The sequence below is a fragment of the Halomonas sp. ALS9 genome, assembly GCF_001651035.1.
In the GTDB taxonomy this organism is placed as follows: domain Bacteria; phylum Pseudomonadota; class Gammaproteobacteria; order Pseudomonadales; family Halomonadaceae; genus Vreelandella.
The window spans coordinates 13704-38447 of the sequence record NZ_LXRG01000054.1; the positions used below are offsets into that span (position 1 = coordinate 13704).

General features: G+C 54.5%; 23 protein-coding genes and 1 tRNA gene. 12 read left to right on the top strand and 12 right to left on the bottom strand.

From position 1 onward, the window contains the following. Positions 1-4 precede the first annotated feature (4 nt). Complete coding sequence (locus A6R74_RS01620) at positions 5-817, top strand: amidohydrolase (protein ID WP_064232672.1); 813 nt, start codon at positions 5-7, stop codon at positions 815-817. Between the two features lie 2 nt (positions 818-819). Next, the gene (locus tag A6R74_RS01625) at positions 820-1524 is read left to right on the top strand and encodes a pseudouridine synthase (RefSeq protein ID WP_064233164.1); all 705 of its coding nucleotides are present in this window, start codon (positions 820-822) and stop codon (positions 1522-1524) included. A gap of 232 nt (positions 1525-1756) precedes the next feature. Here the strand turns inward: A6R74_RS01625 and A6R74_RS01630 are convergent, their stop codons facing one another. The 6 genes from A6R74_RS01630 to gloB form a co-directional block, all read right to left on the bottom strand. Beyond that, positions 1757-3340, bottom strand: coding sequence for an ABC transporter ATP-binding protein (locus A6R74_RS01630; protein WP_064232675.1), 1584 nt, complete (start codon positions 3338-3340; stop codon positions 1757-1759). Next, entirely contained in the window at positions 3333-4409 is a 1077-nt protein-coding gene (locus A6R74_RS01635) for an ABC transporter permease (protein ID WP_064232677.1), read from the bottom strand. Before A6R74_RS01635 ends, A6R74_RS01630 begins: the two co-directional genes overlap by 8 nt. 2 nt (positions 4410-4411) lie before the next feature. Further along, positions 4412-5485, bottom strand: a complete 1074-nt coding sequence (locus tag A6R74_RS01640; protein WP_064232679.1) for a microcin C ABC transporter permease YejB — start codon at positions 5483-5485, stop codon at positions 4412-4414. A 76-nt stretch (positions 5486-5561) separates the two neighbouring features. After that, on the bottom strand, positions 5562-7556 hold the full coding sequence (locus A6R74_RS01645) for an extracellular solute-binding protein (RefSeq protein ID WP_064232681.1): 1995 nt from the start codon (positions 7554-7556) through the stop codon (positions 5562-5564). A 42-nt stretch (positions 7557-7598) separates the two neighbouring features. After that, positions 7599-8822 carry a transglycosylase SLT domain-containing protein gene (locus A6R74_RS01650; protein WP_064232684.1) on the bottom strand — a complete coding sequence of 408 codons (1224 nt, stop codon included), beginning with the start codon at positions 8820-8822 and terminating at the stop codon, positions 7599-7601. Between the two features lie 30 nt (positions 8823-8852). Then, positions 8853-9620 carry a hydroxyacylglutathione hydrolase gene (gene gloB, locus A6R74_RS01655; RefSeq protein WP_064232686.1) on the bottom strand — a complete coding sequence of 256 codons (768 nt, stop codon included), beginning with the start codon at positions 9618-9620 and terminating at the stop codon, positions 8853-8855. A 111-nt stretch (positions 9621-9731) separates the two neighbouring features. Here gloB and A6R74_RS01660 point away from each other — a divergent pair, with 111 nt between their 5' ends. The 4 genes from A6R74_RS01660 (at position 9732) to nudC (ending at position 12687) form a co-directional block, all read left to right on the top strand. After that, a complete protein-coding gene (locus A6R74_RS01660; RefSeq protein ID WP_064232689.1) occupies positions 9732-10592 on the top strand; it encodes a class I SAM-dependent methyltransferase in 861 nt (286 codons plus the stop codon). 93 nt (positions 10593-10685) lie between these two features. Next, positions 10686-11147 carry a ribonuclease HI gene (gene rnhA / locus A6R74_RS01665; protein ID WP_064232691.1) on the top strand — a complete coding sequence of 154 codons (462 nt, stop codon included), beginning with the start codon at positions 10686-10688 and terminating at the stop codon, positions 11145-11147. 24 nt (positions 11148-11171) lie between these two features. Further along, positions 11172-11909 (top strand): DNA polymerase III subunit epsilon, encoded by a 738-nt coding sequence (dnaQ, locus tag A6R74_RS01670; protein ID WP_064233165.1) that lies wholly within the window; start codon positions 11172-11174, stop codon positions 11907-11909. Continuing rightward, a complete protein-coding gene (nudC, locus tag A6R74_RS01675; RefSeq protein WP_064232693.1) occupies positions 11902-12687 on the top strand; it encodes an NAD(+) diphosphatase in 786 nt (261 codons plus the stop codon). The genes dnaQ and nudC overlap by 8 nt, the downstream gene beginning before the upstream one ends. Positions 12688-12712: 25 nt before the next feature. Here nudC and A6R74_RS01680 read toward each other — a convergent pair whose 3' ends face one another. Then, positions 12713-13024: an SCP2 sterol-binding domain-containing protein gene (locus tag A6R74_RS01680; protein ID WP_064232695.1), complete on the bottom strand. Its 312-nt coding sequence runs from the start codon at positions 13022-13024 to the stop codon at positions 12713-12715. 196 nt (positions 13025-13220) lie between these two features. On the opposite strand from A6R74_RS01680, the gene sohB reads away from it, so the two are divergent. Then, a complete protein-coding gene (gene sohB / locus A6R74_RS01685) occupies positions 13221-14264 on the top strand; it encodes a protease SohB (protein ID WP_064232697.1) in 1044 nt (347 codons plus the stop codon). Positions 14265-14280: 16 nt separating this feature from the next. Here the strand turns inward: sohB and A6R74_RS01690 are convergent, their stop codons facing one another. After that, positions 14281-14601, bottom strand: coding sequence for an ArsR/SmtB family transcription factor (locus A6R74_RS01690; RefSeq protein ID WP_008956925.1), 321 nt, complete (start codon positions 14599-14601; stop codon positions 14281-14283). 264 nt (positions 14602-14865) lie between these two features. On the opposite strand from A6R74_RS01690, the gene A6R74_RS01695 reads away from it, so the two are divergent. The 3 genes from A6R74_RS01695 to A6R74_RS01705 all read left to right on the top strand — a co-directional run bounded on the left by A6R74_RS01695 (position 14866) and on the right by A6R74_RS01705 (position 18509). Next, positions 14866-16839: a propionyl-CoA synthetase gene (locus A6R74_RS01695; protein WP_276204766.1), complete on the top strand. Its 1974-nt coding sequence runs from the start codon at positions 14866-14868 to the stop codon at positions 16837-16839. A 156-nt stretch (positions 16840-16995) separates the two neighbouring features. Beyond that, a complete protein-coding gene (locus tag A6R74_RS01700; RefSeq protein ID WP_064232701.1) occupies positions 16996-17664 on the top strand; it encodes a 7-cyano-7-deazaguanine/7-aminomethyl-7-deazaguanine transporter in 669 nt (222 codons plus the stop codon). A gap of 41 nt (positions 17665-17705) precedes the next feature. Continuing rightward, positions 17706-18509 (top strand): alpha/beta fold hydrolase, encoded by an 804-nt coding sequence (locus A6R74_RS01705; protein WP_064232703.1) that lies wholly within the window; start codon positions 17706-17708, stop codon positions 18507-18509. A gap of 38 nt (positions 18510-18547) precedes the next feature. On the opposite strand, the gene A6R74_RS01710 is transcribed toward A6R74_RS01705, so the two are convergent. Together A6R74_RS01710 and A6R74_RS01715 are read right to left on the bottom strand one after the other, a co-directional pair. After that, positions 18548-19945, bottom strand: a complete 1398-nt coding sequence (locus A6R74_RS01710; RefSeq protein WP_064232705.1) for a 3'-5' exonuclease family protein — start codon at positions 19943-19945, stop codon at positions 18548-18550. Positions 19946-20003: 58 nt separating this feature from the next. Then, positions 20004-21230, bottom strand: coding sequence for an ABC transporter substrate-binding protein (locus A6R74_RS01715; RefSeq protein ID WP_064232707.1), 1227 nt, complete (start codon positions 21228-21230; stop codon positions 20004-20006). Positions 21231-21382: 152 nt separating this feature from the next. On the opposite strand from A6R74_RS01715, the gene A6R74_RS01720 reads away from it, so the two are divergent. Together A6R74_RS01720 and A6R74_RS01725 are read left to right on the top strand one after the other, a co-directional pair. Then, complete coding sequence (locus tag A6R74_RS01720) at positions 21383-23089, top strand: potassium/proton antiporter (protein WP_064232710.1); 1707 nt, start codon at positions 21383-21385, stop codon at positions 23087-23089. A gap of 49 nt (positions 23090-23138) precedes the next feature. Then, a tRNA-Ser gene (locus tag A6R74_RS01725) sits at positions 23139-23229 on the top strand. Positions 23230-23251: 22 nt separating this feature from the next. Here the strand turns inward: A6R74_RS01725 and A6R74_RS01730 are convergent. Continuing rightward, positions 23252-24382 carry a tyrosine-type recombinase/integrase gene (locus tag A6R74_RS01730; protein ID WP_240488140.1) on the bottom strand — a complete coding sequence of 377 codons (1131 nt, stop codon included), beginning with the start codon at positions 24380-24382 and terminating at the stop codon, positions 23252-23254. Continuing rightward, complete coding sequence (locus A6R74_RS01735; protein ID WP_064232712.1) at positions 24379-24600, bottom strand: DUF4224 domain-containing protein; 222 nt, start codon at positions 24598-24600, stop codon at positions 24379-24381. Before A6R74_RS01735 ends, A6R74_RS01730 begins: the two co-directional genes overlap by 4 nt. Positions 24601-24744: the final 144 nt, after the last annotated feature.

Sequence of the window (24744 nt, forward strand, 5' to 3'; positions counted from 1 at the left end):
TTTAGTGAGTCAACTTAAAAGCACGCTAGTGCAGTGTGATCTGCGCTGGGAGGATCCCCAGGCCAACCACGACCATCTTGAGCAGTTGCTGGGTGAGCTTGATAGCCGCGATACGGATCTTATTGTATTGCCAGAGATGTTTGCCACGGGCTTTACTATGAACTCCCGGGAAATGGCCCAGCCCATGGCGCAGAGCAAAAGCGTTGCCTGGCTTAAGGCCCAGGCGAAGGCACGTAACTGCGTGATGACCGGCAGTGTGGCGATTGAAGAAGGCGGCGATTTTTATAACCGCTTGATCTGGGCGACTCCAGAGGGCGAGATAACCCACTATGACAAGCGCCACCTGTTCCGTATGGCCGGTGAGCATGAGCGTTACGGCATGGGTAGTGAGCGTAAAGTGGTGGAACTCAATGGCTTTAAACTGCTGCTCAGCGTTTGTTATGACCTACGTTTTCCTGTGTGGATGCGCCAGCAGCCAGCAGAAGGGGAGCATTTCGAGTATGATGCGCTGCTGTGTATCGCCAACTGGCCAGCACCGCGTCGTCACCCTTGGCGCACGCTGCTACAAGCCCGTGCGGTGGAGAACCTAAGCTATGTGATTGGCGTTAACCGCGTTGGAGAAGATGCCAAAGGGCTTGCCTACAGCGGCGACTCCCTGTTGGTCGACTTCAAAGGCGAACCGCTAATTGATAAACCTGCCCATTCCCCGTTTATAGAAACGGGCACGCTGGATAAAACTGCCCTTGATGCTTTTCGTGAAAAATTTCCTGCCTGGCAAGATGCCGACCACTTTAAGCTGCTGCCAGGAGTGGGTTAATGATGCGCCTTGATCGCTTTTTGAGTGAAACTTCACCGTTAACCCGTAGTCTCGCCAAACGGGCACTCAAAAATGGCGAAGTGACCCTAAATGGCGAGCCGATCAAACAGTCGGCGACCCAAATCGATACCGATAACGATGTGGTTGTTCTGAACGGCGAACGGTTGGAGTTGGTAGGCTTGCGCTACATTATGCTGCACAAGCCGGTCGACGTTGAATGCAATGCGCGGCGTGGACTCTATCAGCGCGCAATAGACCTAATAGATTTGCCCAAAGCCGATCGCTTACAGCCGGTAGGGCGGTTAGATGTAGATACCACGGGATTGCTGCTGTTAACCGATGATGGTCAGTGGTCTCACCGCGTCACATCACCGCGCCATCGCTGCGCCAAGGTGTATATCGCCGAGTTAGCGGAACCTATGGAAGGTGCATCAGCGGAGTGGGCGATTGGCCAAGTCGCCGATGGCCTGATGCTGGATGGGGAAGAGACGCTGACTCAGCCCGCAACGTTGAGGCTGCTTTCGCCCACCCAGGCGGAGCTGACCATTACCGAAGGGCGCTATCACCAGGTGAAACGAATGTTTGCCGCCTTGGGTAATCATGTTAACTCACTGCACCGCAGCTCCATCGGGGATTTAGCACTAGATGAGAACCTGGCACCCGGCGAGTGGCGGGAATTGACCAGCGAGGAAATCGCGCTTTTCTGAGTGCTTGTTTAAAGTCTTGTTTAGCCGCTTCCCCAATGGGTGGCGGCTTTATTTTTAGCTAAATATTTATACCGTTATCTTACGAGTTTATCTTAAATAATTACTGAGGGCTGTGCTATCCAGGTAGAAAGCTCGCTTGCGAAAACTGGCTTCCGGCATTGCCGTTAGCCGTTGCTTCGTCTTAAGGGTTTGTATTGGGTTCTCTTTAAAGGGCTCTTTTTAAAGGGCTCTCTTAAGAGGCCAAGTGCGCAGCGGCAATCAGTGCTTGGGTATAAGCGTGCTGGGGCGCTGAAAGCACCTCTAAGCAGGGGCCTTGTTCGACCACTTCACCATCCTTGAGCACCATAATGCGGTGGGCCATGGCGCGGACAACGGCTAAATCATGGCTAATGAATAAATAACTTAGCTGCCGACGCGCCTGAAGGTCGCGTAATAGGGCGACTAGCTGCTTCTGCACGGTGCGATCTAACGCCGAGGTGGGCTCATCAAGTACCAGCAACTCCGGCGCTAAGATAATCGCTCTGGCCACGGCTATGCGCTGGCGCTGACCACCGGAGAACTCGTGGGGGTAGCGAGCGGCACAGCTTTCCGGCAAACCTACTTCCTGCAGGGTTTGGTTAACCCGCTGGGCGACTTCTTCAGTGGTGAGGTGAGGGTAGTGAAAGCGCAGCCCCTCGCTGACGATATCGAACACCGGCATACGTGGTGAAAGGGCGCCATAGGGGTCTTGAAACACCATCTGCAGCCTGTGACGCTGACGGCGCAACGCATCGCCGGATAGCGAGCTTAGCTTATCGTTGCCAAGGCTAACCTCGCCTTGGCTGCTAACCAGTCGCATGACTGCCGATGCCAACGTGGTTTTACCTGAGCCGGACTCACCCACAATGCCCAGAGTCTCCCCTGGTGCAATATGCAAATCGGTTGGTTGAAGCGCTACAAAAGCGGGCGGCTGGCGTTTAAATAAACCGGTTTTAGGGCGCTTAAAACTAACGCTTAACTGACGAGCTGTTAGTAGCGGCGCTGTTTGCTCAATGGCTTGGGGCCTACCTTCCGGCTCAGCCGCAAGTAGCGCTTTGGTGTAATCGCTTTGCGGATGCTGAAATACCTGTTCTACCGGGCCGATCTCCTCAATGCGGCCCTGATACATAACGCAGATGCGATCCGCATAACGCCGTACCAGGTTTAAGTCGTGGCTGATAAACAGCATGCCCATGCCATGGTGATCGCGCAGTTCACGTAGCAGGGCGAGAATTTCCTGCTGAACGGTAACGTCCAGCGCGGTGGTGGGCTCATCGGCAATCAACAGTGAGGGATTGTTGGCAATCGCCATGGCAATCATCACCCGTTGACGCTGGCCACCCGAGAGCTGGTGGGGCCAGGCATCCAGCAGTTCGTCCGGGCGCGGCAGTTTAACTTGTTCAAGCAGCTGTTTGCTGCGTTGGCGGGCGGCCTGACCGCGCAGCCCTTGATGCAGCCGTAACGCTTCACCGATCTGCTTGCCCACACGATGTAGCGGGTTGAGCGAGGTCATCGGCTCTTGGAAGATAAAACCGACGCGATTACCGCGTATAGCGTTCCACTCAGTTTCCGTTAAGTGGGCCAGATTGGTGTCACCCAACCAGCGTTCGCCGTCAACGCTGGCGTTACTGGGCAGCAGGTTCACCATACCCAACGCTGATACGGATTTGCCTGAGCCTGATTCACCCACTATTGCCAGCGTTTCACCCGTATTGAGGGTCAGCGAGATTGACTGCACCACCGGGTTGCCATCAAAGGCGACATCAAGATTTTCAATGCGCAGCAGGGGATTAGGCATGCTGAGTCTCCTGGGCAGTACCCGCTTGGCGCTGCTGCACGTGACGAGGATCAAAGGCATCGCGTAAGCCTTCGCCGATAAAGACCAGCAGCGAGAGCATGATGGCCAGGGTCATAAACGCCGTGATACCCAGCCACGGCGCGTGAAGATTATTTTTACCCTGGGCTGCCAGTTCACCAAGCGAAGGAGCGCCGGGGGGCAGGCCGAAACCGAGAAAATCCAGTGCGGTGAGCGTACCAATCGCGCCAGTAAACAGAAACGGAATAAATGTCAGCGTCGCAACCATGGCGTTGGGCAGCACGTGGCGCCACATGATTAAGCGAGACGGCAATCCCATAGCTTTGGCCGCGCGCACGTACTCCAAATTGCGTGCACGCAGGAACTCGGCGCGTACGATGTCCACTAGGCCTAACCACGAGAAGAGCAGCATAATTCCCAGCAGCCACCAAAAACCTGGCTGAACAAAGCTGGCTAAAATAATCAGCAGGAACAGCACGGGTAAACCCGACCAAATTTCGGTGAATCGCTGGCCGATCAAATCAACCTTGCCACCAAAATAGCCCTGTACGCCACCGACTACGACACCGACGACTAATGATCCTGTAGTGAGTACCAGGGCAAAGGCCACCGAAAGGCGAAAACCATAAATCACCCGTGCCGATACATCCCTGCCCTGGTCATCGGTGCCCAGCCAGTGGCGGCTATCCGGTGGGGCCGGGGAGGGGCGGGTCATATTCATATCCAGGGTCTGATACGAAAATGGAATGATAGGCCAAAGCGCCCAGCCGTGGTCTTTAATCTGTTGCTGCACAAAGGGGTCCAGATAGTCTGTTCGGGTCGGCAGGAAGCCACCAAACTCGGTTTCCGGATAGTCCACCTGCATGGGAAAGTACCACTGGCCTTCGTACTGCATAATGATCGGTTTGTCGTTGGCAATCAGTTCGGCAAACAGGCTGAGGATAAACAGCGTGGCAAATAACCAGAGCGACACCCGGGCACGACGATTGGCTTTGAAAGCGGCCAGTCGACGTCGAGTAATAGGCGATAAACGTGACGATAAAGAGGCCATTATCACGACTCCCGAGTTGAAAAGTCGATACGCGGGTCTACCCACACGTAGGTCAAATCAGAAATCAGCTTGAGGATTAAGCCGATCACGGTATACAGGAATAGGGTGCCGAAAATCACCGGATAATCCCGCTGCATGACCGCCTCAAAACCGAGCAGGCCCAGCCCGTCCAGGGAGAAGATCACTTCGATAAGCAGCGCACCGGTGAAGAAAATACCGATCATAGCGGCCGGTAGGCCGGCGATAATAATCAGCATGGCGTTGCGAAACACATGGCCGTAAAGCACGCGTCGCTCGTCGGCGCCCTTGGCGCGGGCGGTAATCACATACTGCTTGTGAATCTCATCTAGAAAGCTGTTTTTGGTCAGCATTGTCAGCGTGGCAAAGCTGCCAATCGATGCGGCGATGACCGGCAGCGTAATATGCCAAAAATAGTCTTTGACCTTGCCCCAGGCAGAAAGCTGGTCGAAGTCAGGCGAAGTTAAACCGCGTAAAGGGAAGATGTCCCAGTAGGTGCCCCCGGCAAACAGGACAATGAGTAGAATTGCAAACAGAAAGCCCGGGATGGCATAGCCGACAATCACTAGCCCTGATGACCAAACGTCAAACCGGGAACCGTGGCGCAGTGCCTTTTTGATGCCTAAAGGAATGGAGATTAAGTAGACCAGCAGCGTCGTCCAGAGCCCCAACGATATGGAAACCGGCAGCCGCTCGATCATCAGCTCGGTGACCGGGCGATCACGGAAGAAACTGGTACCAAAATCGAGTGTGAGGTAGTCCGCCATCATGCCGATAAAGCGTTGGTGGGCGGGTTTGTCAAAACCAAACTGTTGCTCTAGCTGTTCGATAAAGCGTGGGTCAATGCCTCGGGCGCCCCGTGAGTCGTCGCTGACCTGGACGTCGGCGCCGCCCATATCCAAGCGAGTGCTGGCCATGGCGTCGGCGCCTTCAAAACGCGCCAACATCTGATCAATTGGCCCGCCCGGCGCCGCCTGAACAATCATAAAATTGAGAAGCATGATCCCGAAGAGAGTCGGAATCATTAGCAGCAGTCGGCGTATAGTATAGCGAGCCACAGAGCACTCCGAGGTTTATGACGATGAAGCCGTTAAGGATAAGCCGTTGCCATCCGTCGTTTTTATACCGGCAGCGTTAGCGGCCGCGTTGACGACGCTGCAGTGCTGCTTCACGTTGGGTGTCTACCCACCACGCATCCATATCCATGGCGTAAGCTGGGAATGGCTCCGGGTAGCCAAACTTATCCCAAATGGCGATACGGGTTTCCCCTGAGTGGTAGTGGGGAATCACATAGAACCCCCAGCGCAGCACCCGGTCTAGCGCGCGGGTGGCGGTATCCAGCTCTTCACGGCCATCTGCACTAATGATCGTTTCCACCAGTGCATCGACCGTTGGGTGCGCTAGCGCCATTCGGTTGCGGCTTTGCGGCGCCTCGGCGGCGGCACTGGTCCAGAAGTCGCGCTGCTCATTGCCCGGATTATTCGACTGAGGGAAATGACTAATCACTATGTCATAGTCGTAATTGCGCTGCCGGTTTAAATATTGATTAATATCAACGATACGCAGTGAGGTCTGCACCCCCAAGCGGGCCATGTTGCGCAGCATGGGTTGAACCACGCGCTCAAGCCCCGAGTCGTAGAGCAACACTTCGAGGCTTAGCGGCCGCCCAGTTTCCTGATTGACTAATACGCCGTCTTCAACCAAGTAACCTGCCTCGCGTAGCAGATCGAGTGCTTTGCGTAGCCTCTCGCGCAAATCAGTGGGCTGCGCAATAGGTAGCGGCTCGGTAAACAGGCGGTCAGAACCATGGGAGGCTATCAACTCGTCACGGAAGGGCTCCAGTAGCGCTAGCTCTGCCTCCGAAGGCAGCCCGGTGGCTTCCATTTCAGAGTTTTGGAAAAAGCTCTCGGTGCGCTGGTAAGTGCCGTAAAAAATATTGGTATTAAGCCACGGAAAATCGAAGGCAAGGCTCAATGCTTCTCGCACACGTGGGTCTTGAAACTTCTCTTTACGCAGGTTGAAGACAAATGCCTGCATCATTGAAGGATTGACGTCCGGCACCGTCAGCCGCTTGACCAAGCCCTCTTCATAGGCAGGAAAATTATAGCCAATCGCCCAGGTGGCGGCGCGGGCATCGGTACGAAAGTCGGTCAGGCCGGCTTTGAACGCTTCCCAGGCAATATCGCGGTCACGGTAGTAATCGTAAATAATGCGATCAATATTGTAACGGCCAACGTTGACCGGTAAATCTTTACCCCAATAGTTCTCGTCGCGCTGATAAACAATTCGTCGACCAGGGTCAACTTCGCTAATGCGGTAGGGCCCGGAGCCTGGGTGCGCGACTAGGGTGGGTGAGGTGAACTCGCGGGGTTCCCAGTAGTGGCGGGGGAGTATGGGCAGTTGGGCAACGATTAACGGCAGCTCTCGGGAATCGGTATCGTTAAAGGTAAAGCGTACCTGATGCTCATTTAGGGCGATGGCTTCTTCCACCCCGGCGTAGTAGCTGGCGTAAAACGGATTACCCTTTTCACGAAGTAAGTTAAGCGAGAACACTACATCGTAGGCAGTAACCGGTTCACCGTCTTGGAAACGTGCTTCCGGGCGCAAGTCGAATTCAATCCAATGCCGCTCAGGGTCAAGGCGAACGCCCTCAGCCAGCAGGCCGTAAAGGCTAAAGGGCTCGTTCGGGTTGCTGGCCATCAGAGTGTCGTAAATTTGTGAAATGCCGGTAACAGGCGTGCCGCGAATAATAAACGGGTTCGTAGAATCAAAGCTGCTTCCCACGGCGGTATGCGTAATAGTACCGCCTTTGGGGGCCTGCGGATTTACATGGGGAAAGTAGGGGAAGTCTGCGGGTAGCTCGGGGCTATCGTAAAGCGATAGCGCATGAACGGTTTTAACCGGCACCACGTTATTCGCGTCGGTATTTAAATCACCCACCAGATTAGTGCTGGAAGCGGTGGTGGGTGAGTCACTGTTAGACGCCGTTTCTGAAGCTGCTGTCTCTGAGACTGCTGTCTCTGAAGCAATTGTCTCTGAGGCTAGCGTATCAGAAGCCAGTATCGATACGTTTAGCAGCAGGCCACTGATGAGTAGAAGCGTTTTCGCAAAAAACAAACCACGCGGCATTGGTAACATCCCATGTGAACAAAGCCAGCTAGTTAATTTAAATTAACGTCCTGAAAGTGTCAGCAGCTGGCCAGGTTGTAAAGCGCTGGGGCGTTCAATCGCATTCCAGCGGATAAGGTCTTGCTGGTCAACATTATACCGAGCTGCAATCGCAGAGAGACTATCGCCCCTTTCAACGCGGTGGGTATTGCCATTGCTGTTTTGCGCAAACGCTTGGTTGCTGTCTTGTGTCTGACTGTCGCCCTGTGCAAGTTGCGCAAGCACCTGCGTATCGATTTCTTCAGGTACCAGCAGTGTCTGGGCGCTACGGGGATCGATACTACCGTTAAGCAGGCCTGGATTTAGCTCTACTAACGCAGTTTGACTGACATTCAGTAGCTGCGAGGCTTCTGAGAGAGTCACCGGATGGGACAGCTGTACTTTGGCAAAAGCCGGGTCAACGTGTATTTCCGGCAAACTTACGCCGTATTGCTCAGGATCGTTAATGATCGTCGCGATTGCTTTCAGCTTGGGCACATACTGCATGGTTTCATAGGGTAGCGAGAGATCCCAGTAATCGCCGTTTAAACCTTGCCCCAGGGCCTGACGCTGAGCGCGGTTAACGGTGCCTGCGCCTGCATTATAAGCGGCTAACGACAGCATTAAATCACCTTCGTACCACTGATCAGCCTGCATTTCCAAGTAGTCCAACGCCGCTTCGGTAGAGGTCACCACGTCTAACCGACCGTCATAATTACCATTTCGCACCAAGCCCAGTGCATCGCCGGTACCGGGCATAAACTGCCATAGTCCAGCGGCGCCGCGGTGGCTCCGGGCGCCTGGATCAAAGGAGCTCTCTACAAAAGGAATCAACGCGATTTCGCCAGGCAAACCGCGCTCGCTAACTTGCTGGGTAATCCAGGCAAGCCAAGGGGTGGCGCGTTCGGTGATAGTGGCAATATTTTCGGGGCTTGAGCGGTAGTACTCAATCCATTCGTCTACCCGTGCTTGGGCCTCGGCGGGCAGTGACTTCTCTTGCCACTGAAAGCTTTTACGCAGCGTTGTCCAGGCGTCTTGGGGTTCCAGTTCCAGCGCTTCCCAAAAATGGATATGGAATGGCGTTGGGTGTGGCTTTGTAGCGTCTACTGACGTGCCTGCTGATGAAGTTGGTCTTTCATAGGCTGTGGCAGAGGCTTGAGAACTTGCCGCAGCGGCTAACATTAGGCCCATAATTACGGTACTGCCGGCGCTCAGCATCAAGCGCTGGCGAATCGTTCGATAGGTCATAGTTGCATTCGTTTGGTTTCGATAGCGTTCTTAAAAACGGTTCTTCCACTCGCGTAGAGTGGTGAACGTTGCGAGATCATCATTATTAACACCCTGGGTACCTGCCGCCTGGCGCACGCTATCAGTGCCCACACGAAGGTAGGGGTTAATTTTCAGCTCGCGTCCTATCGTGCTGGGTAAGGTGGGGCGATCCAATGCCCGCGCCTTTTCACACTCCTGCAAGGCGTGTTTGACGTCTTCGTTTTCAGGATCCGCAGCACGAGCAAACGTTAGGTTTGCCTGAGTGTACTCATGGGCTGCAAAGACCAGCGTATCTTCAGGGAGTTCCGCAAATTTTTTCAGCGCGGTATACATTTGCTCCGGCGACCCTTCGAATAAACGACCGCAACCGGCGCAGAAAAGTGTGTCACCGCAGAACAGTAGTGCAGGAATACCGGCGGTAAAGTAGCTGATATGATCCAGCGTGTGGCCAGGTGTTTCCATGACGTCAAACAAACGGCCCATAATGCGGACTTCGTCGCCGTCACCCACGGTTTCATCAATGCCTTCAATGTTAGGATTGGCGGGGCCAATCACATGAGGGGCGTAGCGTTTAATTAATTCCGCTAAACCACCGGTATGATCATGATGATGGTGGGTAATCAGAATACAGTTTAGGGTTAGCGACTCACGCTCAAGAAACTCGATCACCGGGGCAGCTTCACCGGGATCCACCACGCAAACGCTTTGACTGTTATCTTGTCTTAATAGCCAAATATAGTTGTCGCTAAGGGCGGGGATCGGTGTCACGCTCATCATCGACGAGATCCTTTAAGTTACGAAAAAATACATCAAACTTTGCGCTTATTAGCGCTAAATCGGTGCGTAAAAGGCGTTAAAAAGCAGTTACTGTGGAGGGAAGCGCTGTTCATGTCAAATTCGACGACGGCCACGACACTGGCTAAGCGCTTACAAAGTAGCCAGCCTTATTGGCAAACAGAGGCGGGGCGTTCGCTTTGGGAAACCCAGCGTGCCTGCTTAGGGCCCGTAGTGGAATCGCGTGTGGGCGGCCATAGCCTGGAAATGAGCATGGGGCCAGCACTGATGACCATGTCGGCTATTGCGCACCCCATACGCTGGTCGCCTACACGTCAATTAGCCGATACCGATAGCACTTTAATATGTCCACCGGATCAGCTTGCGCTGCCGGATCGCTGTTTGGACGTCATGGTCATTCACCACTGGCTTGAGCATTTGGCCGATGCCCACTTTGCGCTTCAAGAGGCCGCTCGGGTCACTGCCGATAACGGCATTATCGTGCTGTTTGGCTTTAACCCGATTGGCGTGAGCGGTCTTGCCCGGCAGTTGCGGAAGCGCCAGCAGGCCTTCCCCTGGAGCGGTGCCTGGCGCTCTGCAAGCCGCCTGCGCGATTGGTTGGCGTTTGTCGACTTCGAGGTGGAGCGGGTAGACTATTGCTGTTTTCGCGGGCGAATGAATGCCAAGTGTGGTGAGTATTGGGAGTCGTTAGGGCGGCGGCATAACCTGCCGCTGGGCGAAAGTTATATGATTCAGGCACGACGCCAGCAACGCCAAGCGCCGGTGGAGCGCCTGAAATTTGGCTTGAAGGCACCGGTATCTCCGGCGTCGTTGGGTGTTACCCGTTCAGGTACCTCTGCCCACTGCCAGCCTTATCAAGCGTATTTGCCTCAAGTGGAACCGACTAAAAGGCATAAAGCCGAGTCTCAAAAAGCTATGTCTCAAAAAGCTGAGCCTCAAAAGCCTGAGTCTTAAAAGTCCGAGCCTTAAAAAACTGAGTTTTAAAAACGTGGGCTATTTAAACTGAGCCATTAAACATTGACTCACACAAACCATGGGATCAAGAGATTGACTAGAGAGGCGGCCGGAGATCTACCCCGGGTAACGGTTTATACCGATGGAGCGTGCCGGGGCAATCCAGGCCCCGGCGGTTGGGGTGTCGTGCTGGCGAGTGGTCAGCATGAGAAAACCCTGAAAGGTTATGAGGCGGATACCACTAATAACCGCATGGAGTTAATGGCGGCGATCATGGCACTGCGCACCCTTAATACCCCGTGTGAAGTGGCGCTATGGACTGACTCCCAGTATGTTCGCCAGGGTATTACCCAGTGGATTCATAACTGGATCAAGCGCGGCTGGAAAACCGCTGCCAAGCAGCCGGTCAAAAATGCTGAGCTGTGGAAAACCCTGCACGAAGAGACCCAGCGTCACCAGGTCGAGTGGCACTGGGTAAAAGGGCACAGTGGCCACCCAGGCAACGAGCGCGCCGACTCGTTGGCCAACGAAGCGATTGATGAGCATCAAAATTGATGAGTACCCAAAGAGGAGGGCATGATGCGTCAGGTAATCCTGGATACTGAAACTACGGGTATCGACCCAAAAGATGGCCACCGCCTAGTCGAAATTGGTGCTATTGAAATGGTCAACCGACGCTTCACTGGTCGCACTTATCATCAATACATCAACCCCGAACGGCATATCGATGCTGAGGTAGTCGCCGTCCACGGGATTGACGATGCAAGAGTCGCCAACGAGCCGGTGTTCGCGAAAATAGCCGATGAGTTTTGGGCGTTTATTGAAGGCGCTGAGCTGGTTATTCATAACGCCCCCTTCGATGTGGGTTTTATTGATCACGAGCTGGGCATGCTGAATCAGCAGCGTAAAGCGCCTGTACTAGGCCCAGTCAGCGAGCATTGCAGGGTACTCGATACGCTGACCATGGCGCGCAAAATGCACCCCGGCCAGCGCAACAGTCTTGATGCATTGTGCAAACGTTACGATATCGACAACGGCCATCGGGTGCTGCACGGCGCCTTGTTAGACTCTGAAATCCTCGCCGAAGTCTATCTGGCGATGACTGGCGGGCAGACCGCGCTGACTTTAGATGCGGCCTCTGCAGCGGAACAGGAGCAGGCGGATACCTCCAATGAAGGATTGTCGATTCAACGTCTATCCCTAACGCCTGGTCAACTGCGCGTGGTGCGTCCTACCGAGGCAGAGCAAGCGGCCCATAAGGCCAAATGCGAGGCGCATAAGCTTCATTGGTTTGAGGGTGCGGCCAGCGATGCTTAGACGAGAAATTCCCCATCATGAACAAGCCGGGCGGGTAATTCGCCTGTCGCGCAGCTTATTGGCGCCCGCACCGTTAAACGGCAGCGAAGAGTTAACCCCGCTGCAACCCTACCAACCCTGGACAGAGCAGATGCAGCCGCTGTGTTACTGGGATGATGAACCGGTGGCGCTGCTTGTTGAACCCCAGGCCGGAAGCGGTTGGATTGATGGTCGGCAGTGGATGAGCGAGCTCTCCACCGCCTGGTTTAGCCTGCTCTCTACGGCGCTGCAGGTGGGTGCCTGGCTGGAAAATCACCGCTTCTGTGGTCGCTGTGGCGCGCAGGCTACCAAGCTGAGCGCGGAATTTGCGATGCACTGCCACGCCTGCGGTCACCGCAACTATCCACGTATTTCCCCGTGCATCATTACCCTGGTGACCAGCGGGGAGGCGATGCTGCTGGCCCGTAGCCCGCGCTTTCCACCGGGACGGTACTCCACGTTAGCCGGTTTTATCGAACCGGGGGAGTCAGCGGAAGAGGCGGTGCATCGCGAGGTGTTTGAGGAAGTGGGCGTGCATATCGATCAACTGCGTTATCACCAAAGTCAGGCGTGGCCATTCCCGCACTCGCTGATGTTTGGTTATTTCGCTGAAGCCACTACCCGGCGCATTCGCATCGATGGGGTAGAAATTAGTGACGCTGCGTGGTTTTCTCCCCGCCAGTTGCCCTCTCTGCCGCCACCTTACTCGATATCCCGCGAGCTGATCGAAACCCATTTGGCACGCTGGCGCGAAGAGTAAGCGTCGCCGCGTGCCGATAGGACGATTACTCGCTGGGGAATAAGCTAGTCAGCTTAGTGGCCAGCATGACATTACCGGTGGCTTTTAGCTTGCCGGTCATGAACGCCGTCATACCATTGATCTCGCCACTCATAATGCCTTTTAGCGTGTCTGTGGTTAGGCTTAAGCTGACAGAAGGATCATCGTGCTCACCCTCTTGTACGTCCAGCGTGCCATCTTGAATATTTAAGTAGTAGCTGCCGGCATCGGTAAAGTGAAACTGGAAAACTTCATTCATGCCCTTTGCTGCTTGAGGATTGAAACGCGCTTTTAGCTTCTCAAGGGTGTTGTTTGACATAACATATCTCTCAGTTAAGTAGATGGAGCTTAATTAGTTCGGGTTAGGGCTAGTCACCGTAACCAAAATAAACAGTCATTAAGGCAAGCGAGGTTATTTCATACGTGCGTTCCAATCAAGCACGCTAGCCATAATCAGCAAACGCATATACAACGCACCAGCAATAAAGGAATTATTCCTCTAATGGAGAATGTCAATGAGTGAATGGGTAGCAGAGATAGGCACCTTCGTTGTGCAAACCACCATAGTGATGGCGCTGATCGGCATTGGTCTAGTGCTGATTGCACGCACCAAGCAAGACAAAGAGAGTGACCTGAAGCTTACTATCGAGCCGTTAAACGATCAGCGCCGCCGCCGTGGGCGTCGTTTACGTCTGGCGGCTACCTTACCGGGGGCGCGTAAAAAGCTGCTGAAACTATTTCGCAGCGAAGATAAAAAACGCCAGAAGGAACATAAATCGGAGCAGGGTGCTGCCCCGGCATCGCGGGTTTGGGTGCTCGACTTCCACGGCGACTTGAAAGCCTCGCAAACCGAGCATTTTGCTCAAGAGGTCTCCGCTATTATCGACGTTGCCGATAAACAGGACGAGGTCGTGGTGCGCCTTGAGTCCGCGGGTGGTCTGGTGCATGCCTATGGGCTGGCCGCCGCTCAGTTAGACCGTCTGCGCACGGCGGGGCTGACCACCACTGTATGTATCGACAAAGTGGCGGCCAGCGGTGGTTATTTGATGGCGTGTACCGCACAGCATATTAAGGCTGCGCCCTTCGCGGTGATTGGCTCCATCGGCGTGGTGGCGCAGGTTCCCAATATTCATCGGTTGCTCAAACGCCATGATATAGATGTCGAACTACTTACTGCCGGTCAATATAAGCGTACCTTGACCGTGCTGGGTGAGAATACCGATGAGGGCAAAGCAAAGTTTTTAGAAGATTTAGAGAATACTCACCGCTTGTTTAAAAGCTATGTGGCAGAACGGCGCCCCAGCATGGATATCGAAACTCTCGCAACGGGGGAGATTTGGTATGGCAGCGAGGCATTGCCCCAACAACTTGTCGACAGCCTAGGCACCAGCGAAGCCTACCTAGTTGAACGTATGGCAGAAGCTCAAGTCTTCACCGTGAAATTAGAAGCCCCTAAAACCGTCAGCCGTAAACTGGGATTAGCCATATCTGAGGGCGTCGAAAAAGCCGCGCTGAAAGCGCTTGGGTTAATCGACGCCGCTGGGTGGCAGCGGCGCTGATCCTAAACCTAAATCGTTATGCAGCGTAATGATGCGCCAAGGTAGCAATCACGGCCTTGGCGCTTTCACTGCTTAAGGAGTAGTAAATCGTTTGTGACTCCCTCCGTGTATCGACGAGTTCATCACGCCGCAAAATAGCCAAATGTTGAGAAAGCGCCGACTGGCTTAACGCAAGCTGTTGGTTAATTTGCGTTACTGACAGCTCTTTCTCGGCAAGAAGGCAGAGTATTTGCAGCCGTTTCTCGTTGGCCAACGCTTTGAGCAGGTTGGTTCCCGCTTCAATAGCGCGACAGTTGTGTTCAAGCAGGCGTGTAGCGGCGCTTGTAGAAGCAGACATAAAGATCTCCTTGCCTACACTGTTACATCAGCGTTTTATAAGCATTGTTTTAGAGGCGTTGTTGTACGTGGTCGAGGCATCGTCGCGTCGCGAGGATCAAGTTGTTTAATGATCAGTAATTTAGCGTGTTTTGTCCAAGCTGTTGTTTAACGATTAATCAATGGTAGTTTTTCGCCATCTTGTCGACAATGTAGGGTAGTGTCTACCGCTTTGGTCGCTATTTAGCCCATAGTATGAGGGTTAAATGTCGGTTTTCTTTATACAGTGTCAACAATCTTCCTTCATCGCTACTACAAAAAAGATAGGGACACCATGAGCCGCTACCAACACACCTTCCAACGCTCCATCGAACACCCTGAATCGTTTTGGGCCGAGCAGGCCAAACGTATTCCCTGGTACACGCCGCCTAACACCATACTCAGCTTCGATGAGCAGAGCTCTGGGAAAGGGCATGCTCGCTGGTTTAGCGACGGTGAAATGAATCTTAGCTACGCTGCGCTGGATTATCACGTCGAAAATGGGCGCGGTGACCAGGCGGCGATTTTCTGGGACTCGCCTGCAGCACAGGCCAAGCAAACCATTAGCTACCGCGAAATGCGCGATAAGGTGGCGCATTTTGCGGGGGCGCTGGCGCAGCTAGGTGTCACCAAGGGTGATCGTGTGGTGATTTATATGCCGATGATCCCTGAAGCGCTGGTGGCCATGTACGCCTGCGCCCGGCTTGGCGCCATTCACTCGGTGGTGTTTGGCGGCTTTGCCCCTCACGAACTGGCGGCGCGGATTGAAGACGCCGAGCCAAAAGTGGTGGTTGCGGCTTCCTGCGGTATCGAGTTGGGTAAAGTGTTGCCCTATAAGCCGATGGTAGACCAAGCCGTTGCATTAAGCGCCCATAAGCCGGATGCCTGTGTGGTTTACCAGCGTGAAGCGCACCGAGCTGAACTGGGGGCAGGCGATCACGACTGGGAAGCGCTGGTAGCAAAAGCGCCATTTGCGGAGTGTGTGCCGGTTAAAGGCACCGACCCGCTGTATATCCTGTATACCTCTGGTACCACCGGAAAGCCCAAGGGCGTTATGCGCGATACGGGCGGCTACGCGGTGGCGCTGGCCTATTCGATGCAGGCGATCTACGCCATGGAGCCGGGCGAGGTGTTTTTTACCGCCTCGGACGTGGGTTGGGTTGTCGGGCACTCGTATATTGTTTACGCGCCTTTGTTAGTGGGTTGCACCACCGTAGTGTACGAAGGCAAACCGGTCAAAACCCCCGATGCGGGCAGCTTCTGGCGCTTGATCGAGGAGTACCAGGTGAAGAGCTTTTTCACCGCACCCACAGCGTTTCGCGCGATCAAGAAAGAGGATCCTGATGCCAAACTGCTGCAGAATTACGATATCAGCAGCCTGAAACACCTCTACGTGGCCGGTGAGCGCCTAGACCCACCTACCTTTCATTGGCTGGATGACCTGTTAGACGTTCCGGTGATCGACCACTGGTGGCAAACCGAAACCGGCTGGCCGATAGCCGCTAATTTGCCGGGCATTGAGTCAACGCCGACCAAAGCAGGCTCGGCAACATTCCCCGTTCCAGGCTTCAACGTACAGGTGCTCAATCGCGATGGCGAGCAGGCCAAGCCTCTGGAGCAGGGCAGTGTGGTGATCAAACAGCCCATGCCGCCAGGTTGCTTGACCGGCGTATGGCGTGACGAGAAGCGTTTCCATAGCGCTTATATGGCAGCGTTCCCCGGCTACTACTTAACCGGCGACGGCGGCTACTTTGATGAGCAGGGCTATCTGTTTATTATGGGGCGCACCGATGACGTGATTAACGTAGCAGGGCATAGGCTCTCCACCGGTGAAATGGAAGAAGTGGTCGGTGCCCATCCTGCGGTGGCCGAATGTGCGGTAATTGGGATTCATGACGATCTTAAAGGCCAACTGCCGATCGGTCTGGTGATTCCCAAAGATGGTTTTGATGGCGATGAAGCAACGCTGGAGGCCGAACTGATAGCGCGCGTTCGCGAGCACATTGGCCCGATTGCCTGCTTTAAGCAGGTATTAGTGGTCGACCGGCTACCCAAAACCCGCTCGGGTAAGATTTTGCGCAAGTTGCTGCGAACGATCGCCGACGGTAAGGAATTTGCTATTCCCTCCACGATTGATGATCCTACCAGTTTGGCGGACGTTCACACCGCTATGCGCAATCGCTCGGTAGGCGCTGCAGACAAAGCCAAGCCACTTGACTGAATGTTCTAACTAGCCGCCAATGCTGTTGGCGGCTTTCTATCCCCAGCTTTCATTACCCGTCAGAAGCCGTATAATGCCGCTCCCATCATGGCTCGCTGCAGTCATCTAACGAGGGTTCCCTAACCCCTCTTCGCTATTAAAAAAAGGTCTACCCGCATGTTTGCATTGAGTGAAGCTCAGCACCGCCGTTGCCTGATGGTCATGGTGGCTTTTCATATCGGCATTATTGCCGCCAGTAACTATCTTGTTCAGCTGCCTTTTACGCTGTTTGGCTTCCATACCACCTGGGGTGCGTTCAGCTTCCCGTTTATTTTTCTAGCGACCGACCTAACCGTTCGTCTGTTTGGTAAAGGGCCCGCGCGTTCGATTATTCTGCGTGTGATGCTTCCTGCGTTGCTGGTTTCTTATTTAGTGTCGGTAGTGTTTCCCCGTGGCAGCTTCGCCGGGATTGAAGCGCTGTCGGAGTGGAATCTATTTGTCGCCCGTATTGCCCTAGCCAGTTTCTTGGCCTACGTAATTGGCCAGTTGCTGGATGTTCAGGTGTTTGACCGCTTGCGCCAGTGGGCATGGTGGGTGGCGCCTGTCTGCTCAACGGTGCTGGGTAATCTGGCGGACACCTTTGCATTCTTCTCAGCGGCGTTCTATAACAGCCCAGACCCGTTTATGGCTGCCAATTGGGTAGAAATCGCCGCCGTCGACTATGCCATCAAGCTCGCCATCAGCCTGTTGTTTTTCCTACCGCTGTATGGCTTGCTGCTTGCTTGGCTAACCCGCCGGTTGGTGGTTTGGACAGGCCAAGTCGACGCCGCACCGCGTACGGCTTAATGGTGTAAATACCCCACAGACCGCAAAGCTTAGGAGCTAGCATGAGTGACGTTGCCAGCGTTGATCTGCACTTTATCGATATGCCCGCCGAAGAAGCCGCCGCGGATACCACCCCGCTGGTGGTTATCCACGGCTTGCTGGGAAGTGCCGATAATTGGCGTTCGCACTTAAAAGTGTGGCAGCGCAACCGCCGTGTGATTGCGCTGGATCTGCGTAACCATGGCCGCTCTCCCCATGCGGAGGGCATGCGTTACGCCACCATGGCGGATGACGTCATAGCGCTACTCGACAAGCTTTCGATTGAATGCGCTCACGTGCTGGGCCACTCCATGGGCGGCAAAGTGGCGATCAGTTTGGCGCGTTTGGCGCCCGAGCGGGTGGCGTCGCTGATAGTGGCGGATATTGCCCCGGTGGCTTATGAGCACGGTCATGACGATGTATTTGCCGCGCTAGATAACGTGCGTGAAGGGCAGCCCAAAAACCGCCGTGAAGCCGATGACCTGCTGGCCCAGCATGTAGATTTCCGGCCTACGCGGCTTTTCCTAGCCACCAACTTGGTGCGCAATGACAATAATGTGATGGCGTTACGGGTAGGCTTAGATCAGATCAAGCGTGGCTATAGCGATATTATCGGCGTGCCGGATGGCGAACAGCCCTACGACGGCCCCGCGCTGGTGCTACGTGGCAGCGATTCCCACTACGTGGCTGACGACATGCTGCCAGCACTGCGTGAGGTGCTGCCCCGCGCCCGTGTGGTAACGCTTAAAAATGCCGGGCACTGGCTGCACGCCGACCAGCCTGAAGCCTTTCAGCAGGCAGTGATGGCGTTCGTAGACGCTCAGTAGAGTCTCGCATCAATAGATGCAAAAGAAAGGCGGTCTAATTAGAGCGGAGTAACCGTTAGGCCGTGCTGTTCTGGGGAACGCAAAAAACGGTTCAAAATGCGGTAGCTATCCACATCAAAGCTACCCGGGGTGTCCATCAAGCTTTGCGCCTGTTTAAGGCTTTTCGCACTACCCAGGTAGCACCATTGACGGACAACGTGCCAGGCAGGTTTGGCATCGCCAGAAGGGCGTTCCTCTATCGCAATACTGCCTGGCCAGGGCCACACATTGACCTGCAGCTGTCTGAGCGCTGCTTTTGCCCGCTGGGTATGTGCGGCGATTGTTTCCTGATCATTGCATGCCCCGCGGCACTTACCTACCTGATTGGCAAAACAGCGCCCCTTACCCTTTTCCAGCCCCAACACCCGCGGGCAGAGCTGCTGTTCTTCTGCAATGGCGCGCAGCGCGTTCTTGGCCTCCAGGGCACTGCGAAACAACCCATACAGCATGCCGCCTAGAGGCTCGGACAGCGCCTGGCCGAGAGCGCTGCCGCTAACCAATTCAGGGTGGTCGGCTGCCTCGCCCCAGTGCCAGCTAGTTAACTTGCGCTGCTTGCGTAGCTGCCGGTTCATAATCGGCATTAACGTTTTAACCAGCTGTGCCTCGCGCAGTTGAGCGCCTAAATCGCCAGCGGTCTCTTCCCATTCGATATGTTGCACCTGCTGGGCAAGGCGCATCTCTTTGTCGTCTTGGTGGTCGCGCTGAAAGTGCCCCAGTACACGGCTGCGCAGGTTAATGCTTTTACCCACATAGAGGGGTAGCCGGTTGTGGCCATAAAACAGGTAAACGCCGGGGCAGGTGGGCAAACCTTCTAACTGAGCGCTATCCAGATGGGCAGGCAGCGAACGGTGGCGGCGCTCATCGCCCAGCAGGCTTTGCCACGCTTCATCGCTGTGTTCAACCTGCCACGCTTGCCAGAGTGACCACAGCGCATCTACATCGTCTCCTGCACGGTGGTGGCGGATAGGTGTTATGCCGTAGCGATTAAGCAGTGCTTTTAGGTTGTGTTGGCGTTCTAGGGGCGCTATCCGCCTTGATAAACGCAGCGTGCATATTAGCGACGCACGAAAATTCTGACCGGCGCGCTTAAATTCGTTACGCAGAAAACTGTAGTCAAAGCGCGCGTTGTGGGCCACTAGCTGCCCGTCGCCCAGCCATTCGCGAAGTGATTCGGCTATCTTCGCAAAGCGCGGCGCATCAACCAGCATGTCGTCACGAATACCGGTGAGCTGGGTGATTTGTGCGGGCACTTTGCATTCGGGGTAAATTAAGCTCGACCAGCGATCAATCAGCTCGCCGTTAATGACTTTAAGGGCGGCTATTTCGGTAATCCGATCCCGCGTCGCGCGGGTGCCAGTGGTTTCAACATCAATAAAAATTAAGGCTGTTTCGCTCATGCGTCGCCATGGTGGTGGATACACAACAATTGATACGTGATCATAAAGTGATATGTGATCATAAAGTGTGTGGGTCTACCGCTAAACGCGATACGGGTAATGTCGCGTCAGTCAGGCCCATCTGGTGTAAGAATGTCTCAAAGCCAGCGTAGCGTCGGCTATCTAACGCTGCAGGGCTCAACGCCATACGGCGCAGAATATCCTCCCAGGCATTGGCGTTAATGTCATTGTCGAGCACAGGGTGCGCGCGAATCAGCAACTCCCAAGCAGCGTCTGGGTTGTCGATAATCCAGTGGCTCGCCTGCTCAAGGGCAAGCACAAAGCGAGACCAGGTATCAGCGCGGCGAACAAGCGTGTCGCTATTGGCCAGCACCACCAAGCCGTCATTGCGGGGAATGTCTAACTCATTGAAGCGAATGACGTGAGTATTAATACCCTCAGTCGCCAACTGTTGGGGAAGGTAGTGGTAAAAGCCATCGGCGACGGCGTCAATTTGACCTTCACGCATTGCCCTAATGGGATCAAAATGCAGGTTGATCGGTGGCGTGAAATCATCGGTTTGCTGCACCGAACGGGGCAGTAAACGCGGAATGCTCAGATCACGGCCTTCACCAGTGGTATAACCGTAATGTAACCCCGCCAGGGTACTGTCTGTTTCCGCCTGCTCTTCGCCTGTCACAATCACCGCCGTTAACGACGTTTCAATTAGTGTCGCGATCCGGGTAATGGGAGCGCCATTATGGACTTGAAGATGAAGCAGCGGCTGGCGGGTTAATGCTAAATCGACTTCGCCTGCGGTTAGCAGTTTGATGGCAATGGAAGGATCGGCCGGTGACTGAATATCCACCTCAAGCCCCTGCACAGCATAAAGCCCTCGCTCTTTAGCAATCACCAAGGCCGCATGCTGGGGGCTCAAGTACCAATCCAGCATCAGCGTCAACTGTTTAACTGGCGGTGGCTCAAGCGGCGGTGCTGGCGTCTGCGCCATGGTGGGCACTTCCTCTTCGCTTTCGCTGTCAATGGTTCGCCAAAACGCGTCGGGCACCTCAACGTCTGAGTCCAGCGTCAGCGGTGCTGTTTCTTGAGGAGACTCTTGTTCAGGGCTCTCTTGCTCAGGGCCCTCTTGCTCAGGACTTTCTTGTTCAAGACTCTCTTGTTCAGGACTTTCCTGCTGAGGGCTTTCTTCGCTCTCTTGATTAGCGTAAATAACTGAATTAGAAAATAGCAAGGTAACGATGAGACTCAATAGAATAGGGTGCCACCAGCGTGATAGGCAACGCAACATAGTCAGTAACTCCAGAGGTCGTAACGGCAAAGTGTAGCCGCCTCGGAAAGCTTCTGACCAGCCCTTTGACAATAAGAGGGCGCGGAGAAGAGACAGTAAATTCAACGGTTACATGCAATAATAGCGCTGTATTGATGTAGAGACGGAGAGTCATGGACGCAATTTATACGTTCTTTTTGGTAGGCGGTTCGCTAATGGCGCTCAGTATTCTGGCCAGCCGTTTATCGTCGATGATGGGTGTGCCGCTGCTGCTGATCTTCCTTGGCTTAGGCATGCTGGCAGGGGAAGAGGGCGTGTTGGGCGTCGTGTTTGACGACTACTCCATGGCCTTTGCCATCGGCCACCTCGCGCTTGCCATGATTTTGTTAGACGGTGGCTTACGTACCCGCCTCAAAACCTTCCGGGTGGGTTTTAAACCCGCGCTATCTCTGGCCACCTTTGGGGTCTTTATTACCAGCGCCATTGTTGGCGCTATCGCCATGTGGGTTTTTGACCTTACGATAGTGCAGGGCCTGCTAGTTGGTGCCATCGTGGGTTCCACCGATGCTGCTGCAGTTTTTTCCATGCTTAGCGGGCGCGGCGTTAATCTCAACGAGCGGGTAGGGGCGACGCTGGAGATTGAGTCGGGTACCAACGACCCGATGGCCATTTTCTTGACCCTGATGCTGGTTGAGCTGTTAGTGGGGGATATTGGCGGCCCTGTTCAAACCCTGCTGTTTTTCATTTCCCAGTTTGGTATTGGTTTGATTGTCGGCCTGGGGGGCGGTTGGCTGAGTGCCAAGCTGCTGCGCTGGCTTGATTTAGCACCGGGCCTTTATGCCATGTTGGCGCTGGCGCTGGGGTTCAGCGTGTTCGGTTTAACCAGTGTGCTGGGTGGTAGCGGCTTCTTGGCGATTTATCTTGCCGGGTTGATGATTGGTAATCAGCCAGGGCGCCACCTCAACTTTATTCTGCCTGTCCATGATGGCTTGGCGTGGCTAAGTCAAATCGGCTTGTTCCTCGTGCTTGGGCTGCTGGTCACGCCCAGTGAGTTATGGGACGTGGCGCTGCCCGCGGGGTTAGTGGCTCTGGCGCTGATCTTTATTGCCCGCCCGCTGGCCGTATTAATCACCATTAAACCGTTCTTTAAATTCCGCTGGCGAGAAACCTTCTTTATTGCTTGGGTGGGCTTGAGAGGGGCGGTGCCTATCGTGCTAGCGATTTTCCCGGTTATCGGTGGGGTCGAAAACGCCTCGCTCTACTTTAACGTTGCCTTTGCGGTGGTCTTGATGTCGCTGTTGATTCAGGGCGGCTCGCTGACGCTGATGGCCAAGTGGTTGAAGGTGGAAGTGCCGGTAGGCACTGTGCCGAACCGACGCGGCCCGCTGGGCATATTGCCGGAAAATGACTTTGAGCTGTTCGTGTACGGGGTCGAGAATCAGGATTTAGAAGACGTACCTATTCGGCTGCTGCGTTTTCCGTCCGGGGCGCTGATATCGGCACTGTTCCGTGACCACACCATGCTGCACCCCAAGGGCAGCACACGCTTAAAGCTGGGCGATGTGATTTGTGTGATCGGCCGTTCAGAAGACTTGCACGCACTAAACCGACTCTTCAATGGCGATGCCAAACTCAAGCAGGAACGTGCCTTCTTCGGTACCTTTACCCTGGATGGCAGCGCGCAAATGCAAGACATTGCCCAGGCCTATGGCCTAACGCTCAGCCCCGGCGAGCAGAACATGACGCTGGCTGAATTTATCGCCCTGCGCGTGGGCGGCCACCCGGTCGTCGGGGACGACGTGGACTGGCACGGCATCCATTGGGTAGTTAGCGATATGGAAGGCGGTAAAATCACCCGCGTCGGGTTACGTTTGTACTAAAAGGCGTTGACTTCCAAGGGAAAGCTGTTATTATACGCACCCATAAGCCGGAGGGATGGCAGAGCGGTTGAATGCACCGGTCTTGAAAACCGGCATAGGTTAATAGCCTATCCAGGGTTCGAATCCCTGTCCCTCCGCCACTTATTCAAGGGAATCAGCTACTTAGCTGGTTCCTTTTTTTATTTCTGGGCATCGGAAAAGGGCGAAAATATAACGAGGGGAACACCTACCGTTATACTGCTCCAGCCAGACCAGTGCATAATAGACTAATGTATAATCTTCTAAGAACTCTCCAGCTCCCAGCGTGCTTACCGTCAACACTCGCTTAGCACGTAAATAGACCTCCGTCGTTCGCCGGTCGCTGTGCTGCAAATTGGTCATGGCATCATAGCCTTGATCATCTGCATCGGTTGCGTGCTTGGCGCGGATATCATGCTCCGTAAATCGCTCGACGTGACCCTCATGCATCGCTTTACGCATTCCGTACTGCCAGCGACTGTGAAACTTATCTTTGTTGTAGGGCATACCGTCCCTCTTGCAGAACAGCGTAGGGCCTTGCTTGCCACGTCCTAGATTGTCGGCCTTTATCTCACGGACTAAACGCCTCATTTCATCGTCCCACGGAATTACGGCCTGCTTGCCTGCCTTGCTGCTGCGTAAAACAATGCCGTCTGGGGTGAGCTGATCCAGTCGAAGGGTGAGCAGGTCGCGTTGGCGTAGCCCGGTTTTGTATTTCAGCAGGGCATAGCGGCGCACCCACGGGGAAGTGAATTTCAGGAAGCGGCTAAACTCAGCGTTAGTGATATAGCGGTCACGTGGCTTGAGTTTGAACTTGGTGACCGGATCGGCGGGGTTGTGCTCGACGATTCCCCAGCGCTGGGCATACCGGAAGATGTGCTTTAGCAGAGCCAACTCGTGGTTGGCCTGCGTTTTTGACTGTACGCCCCGGGCATCCATATAACGATAAATGTCGTGAACCGTTATATCGCCTGGTTCACACTCGGCAAACACAACGCGCAGCTTTTTAAGCTCCTGTAGGTTGGAGCGCCGTGTCGCTTCTGCAGGCTTGGCGGGGATGATCTCGGCTTCATAGCGGTCGAATATGCGGCCCATACCCGCTTTGGGGAATAGCCGCTCCTGCCACTGCTCATAGGCGGCTTGCGCTTCTTTGGCTGTTTCTCCCAAGCGTATCCAGCTTTTGCCCACCAGCGCCTTCTGGCGGGCGTTGCATTTATAGCGCCATGCGCCACTTTTCCAATACACCCGGGGGATACCTGGGTTTTCCTGCGTCATGCGTGTAAGGCCTCAAAATTAGGTCGCTTGGTTTCTGGTGTTTGGCTGGGATTCTCACCACACAGCACTTGCTCAACGTGGCGTCGACCAACTATGAGTGCGCCACTGGCGTTGATCTTCCAGCGCACCCCCATGGCATCAAGCGAGGCGCATTGCTCTTTGGTTCGCTTGCGGCCAGTTAGGGTTTCTATCTCACCTGGCGTTAATAACAGGTCCATGATGGCATCTCCCTTGGTGGACAGCGAGGCCCGAGCAGGGCCCTCAGATACAAAGAAACCGCCAGCTGGCGGACTGCAATCACCCGAATTGATGACATTCGTTCTTATCAAATTGGTCTCTCATGTGATCCCTAAAACCTCGCA

Coding starts and splice junctions, on each gene's coding strand:
- dnaQ (WP_064233165.1), top strand. CDS start 11,172: ATGCGTCAGGTAATCCTGGATACTGAAACTACGGGTATCGACCCAAAA.
- nudC (WP_064232693.1), top strand. CDS start 11,902: ATGCTTAGACGAGAAATTCCCCATCATGAACAAGCCGGGCGGGTAATT.
- A6R74_RS01650 (WP_064232684.1), bottom strand. CDS start 8,822: ATGACCTATCGAACGATTCGCCAGCGCTTGATGCTGAGCGCCGGCAGT.
- A6R74_RS01680 (WP_064232695.1), bottom strand. CDS start 13,024: ATGTCAAACAACACCCTTGAGAAGCTAAAAGCGCGTTTCAATCCTCAA.
- A6R74_RS01690 (WP_008956925.1), bottom strand. CDS start 14,601: ATGTCTGCTTCTACAAGCGCCGCTACACGCCTGCTTGAACACAACTGT.
- A6R74_RS01660 (WP_064232689.1), top strand. CDS start 9,732: ATGTCAAATTCGACGACGGCCACGACACTGGCTAAGCGCTTACAAAGT.
- A6R74_RS01710 (WP_064232705.1), bottom strand. CDS start 19,945: ATGAGCGAAACAGCCTTAATTTTTATTGATGTTGAAACCACTGGCACC.
- A6R74_RS01735 (WP_064232712.1), bottom strand. CDS start 24,600: ATGGACCTGTTATTAACGCCAGGTGAGATAGAAACCCTAACTGGCCGC.
- A6R74_RS01720 (WP_064232710.1), top strand. CDS start 21,383: ATGGACGCAATTTATACGTTCTTTTTGGTAGGCGGTTCGCTAATGGCG.
- A6R74_RS01705 (WP_064232703.1), top strand. CDS start 17,706: ATGAGTGACGTTGCCAGCGTTGATCTGCACTTTATCGATATGCCCGCC.
- A6R74_RS01715 (WP_064232707.1), bottom strand. CDS start 21,230: ATGTTGCGTTGCCTATCACGCTGGTGGCACCCTATTCTATTGAGTCTC.
- A6R74_RS01700 (WP_064232701.1), top strand. CDS start 16,996: ATGTTTGCATTGAGTGAAGCTCAGCACCGCCGTTGCCTGATGGTCATG.
- A6R74_RS01730 (WP_240488140.1), bottom strand. CDS start 24,382: ATGACGCAGGAAAACCCAGGTATCCCCCGGGTGTATTGGAAAAGTGGC.
- A6R74_RS01630 (WP_064232675.1), bottom strand. CDS start 3,340: ATGCCTAATCCCCTGCTGCGCATTGAAAATCTTGATGTCGCCTTTGAT.
- A6R74_RS01635 (WP_064232677.1), bottom strand. CDS start 4,409: ATGGCCTCTTTATCGTCACGTTTATCGCCTATTACTCGACGTCGACTG.
- gloB (WP_064232686.1), bottom strand. CDS start 9,620: ATGATGAGCGTGACACCGATCCCCGCCCTTAGCGACAACTATATTTGG.
- sohB (WP_064232697.1), top strand. CDS start 13,221: ATGAGTGAATGGGTAGCAGAGATAGGCACCTTCGTTGTGCAAACCACC.
- A6R74_RS01625 (WP_064233164.1), top strand. CDS start 820: ATGCGCCTTGATCGCTTTTTGAGTGAAACTTCACCGTTAACCCGTAGT.
- A6R74_RS01645 (WP_064232681.1), bottom strand. CDS start 7,556: ATGCCGCGTGGTTTGTTTTTTGCGAAAACGCTTCTACTCATCAGTGGC.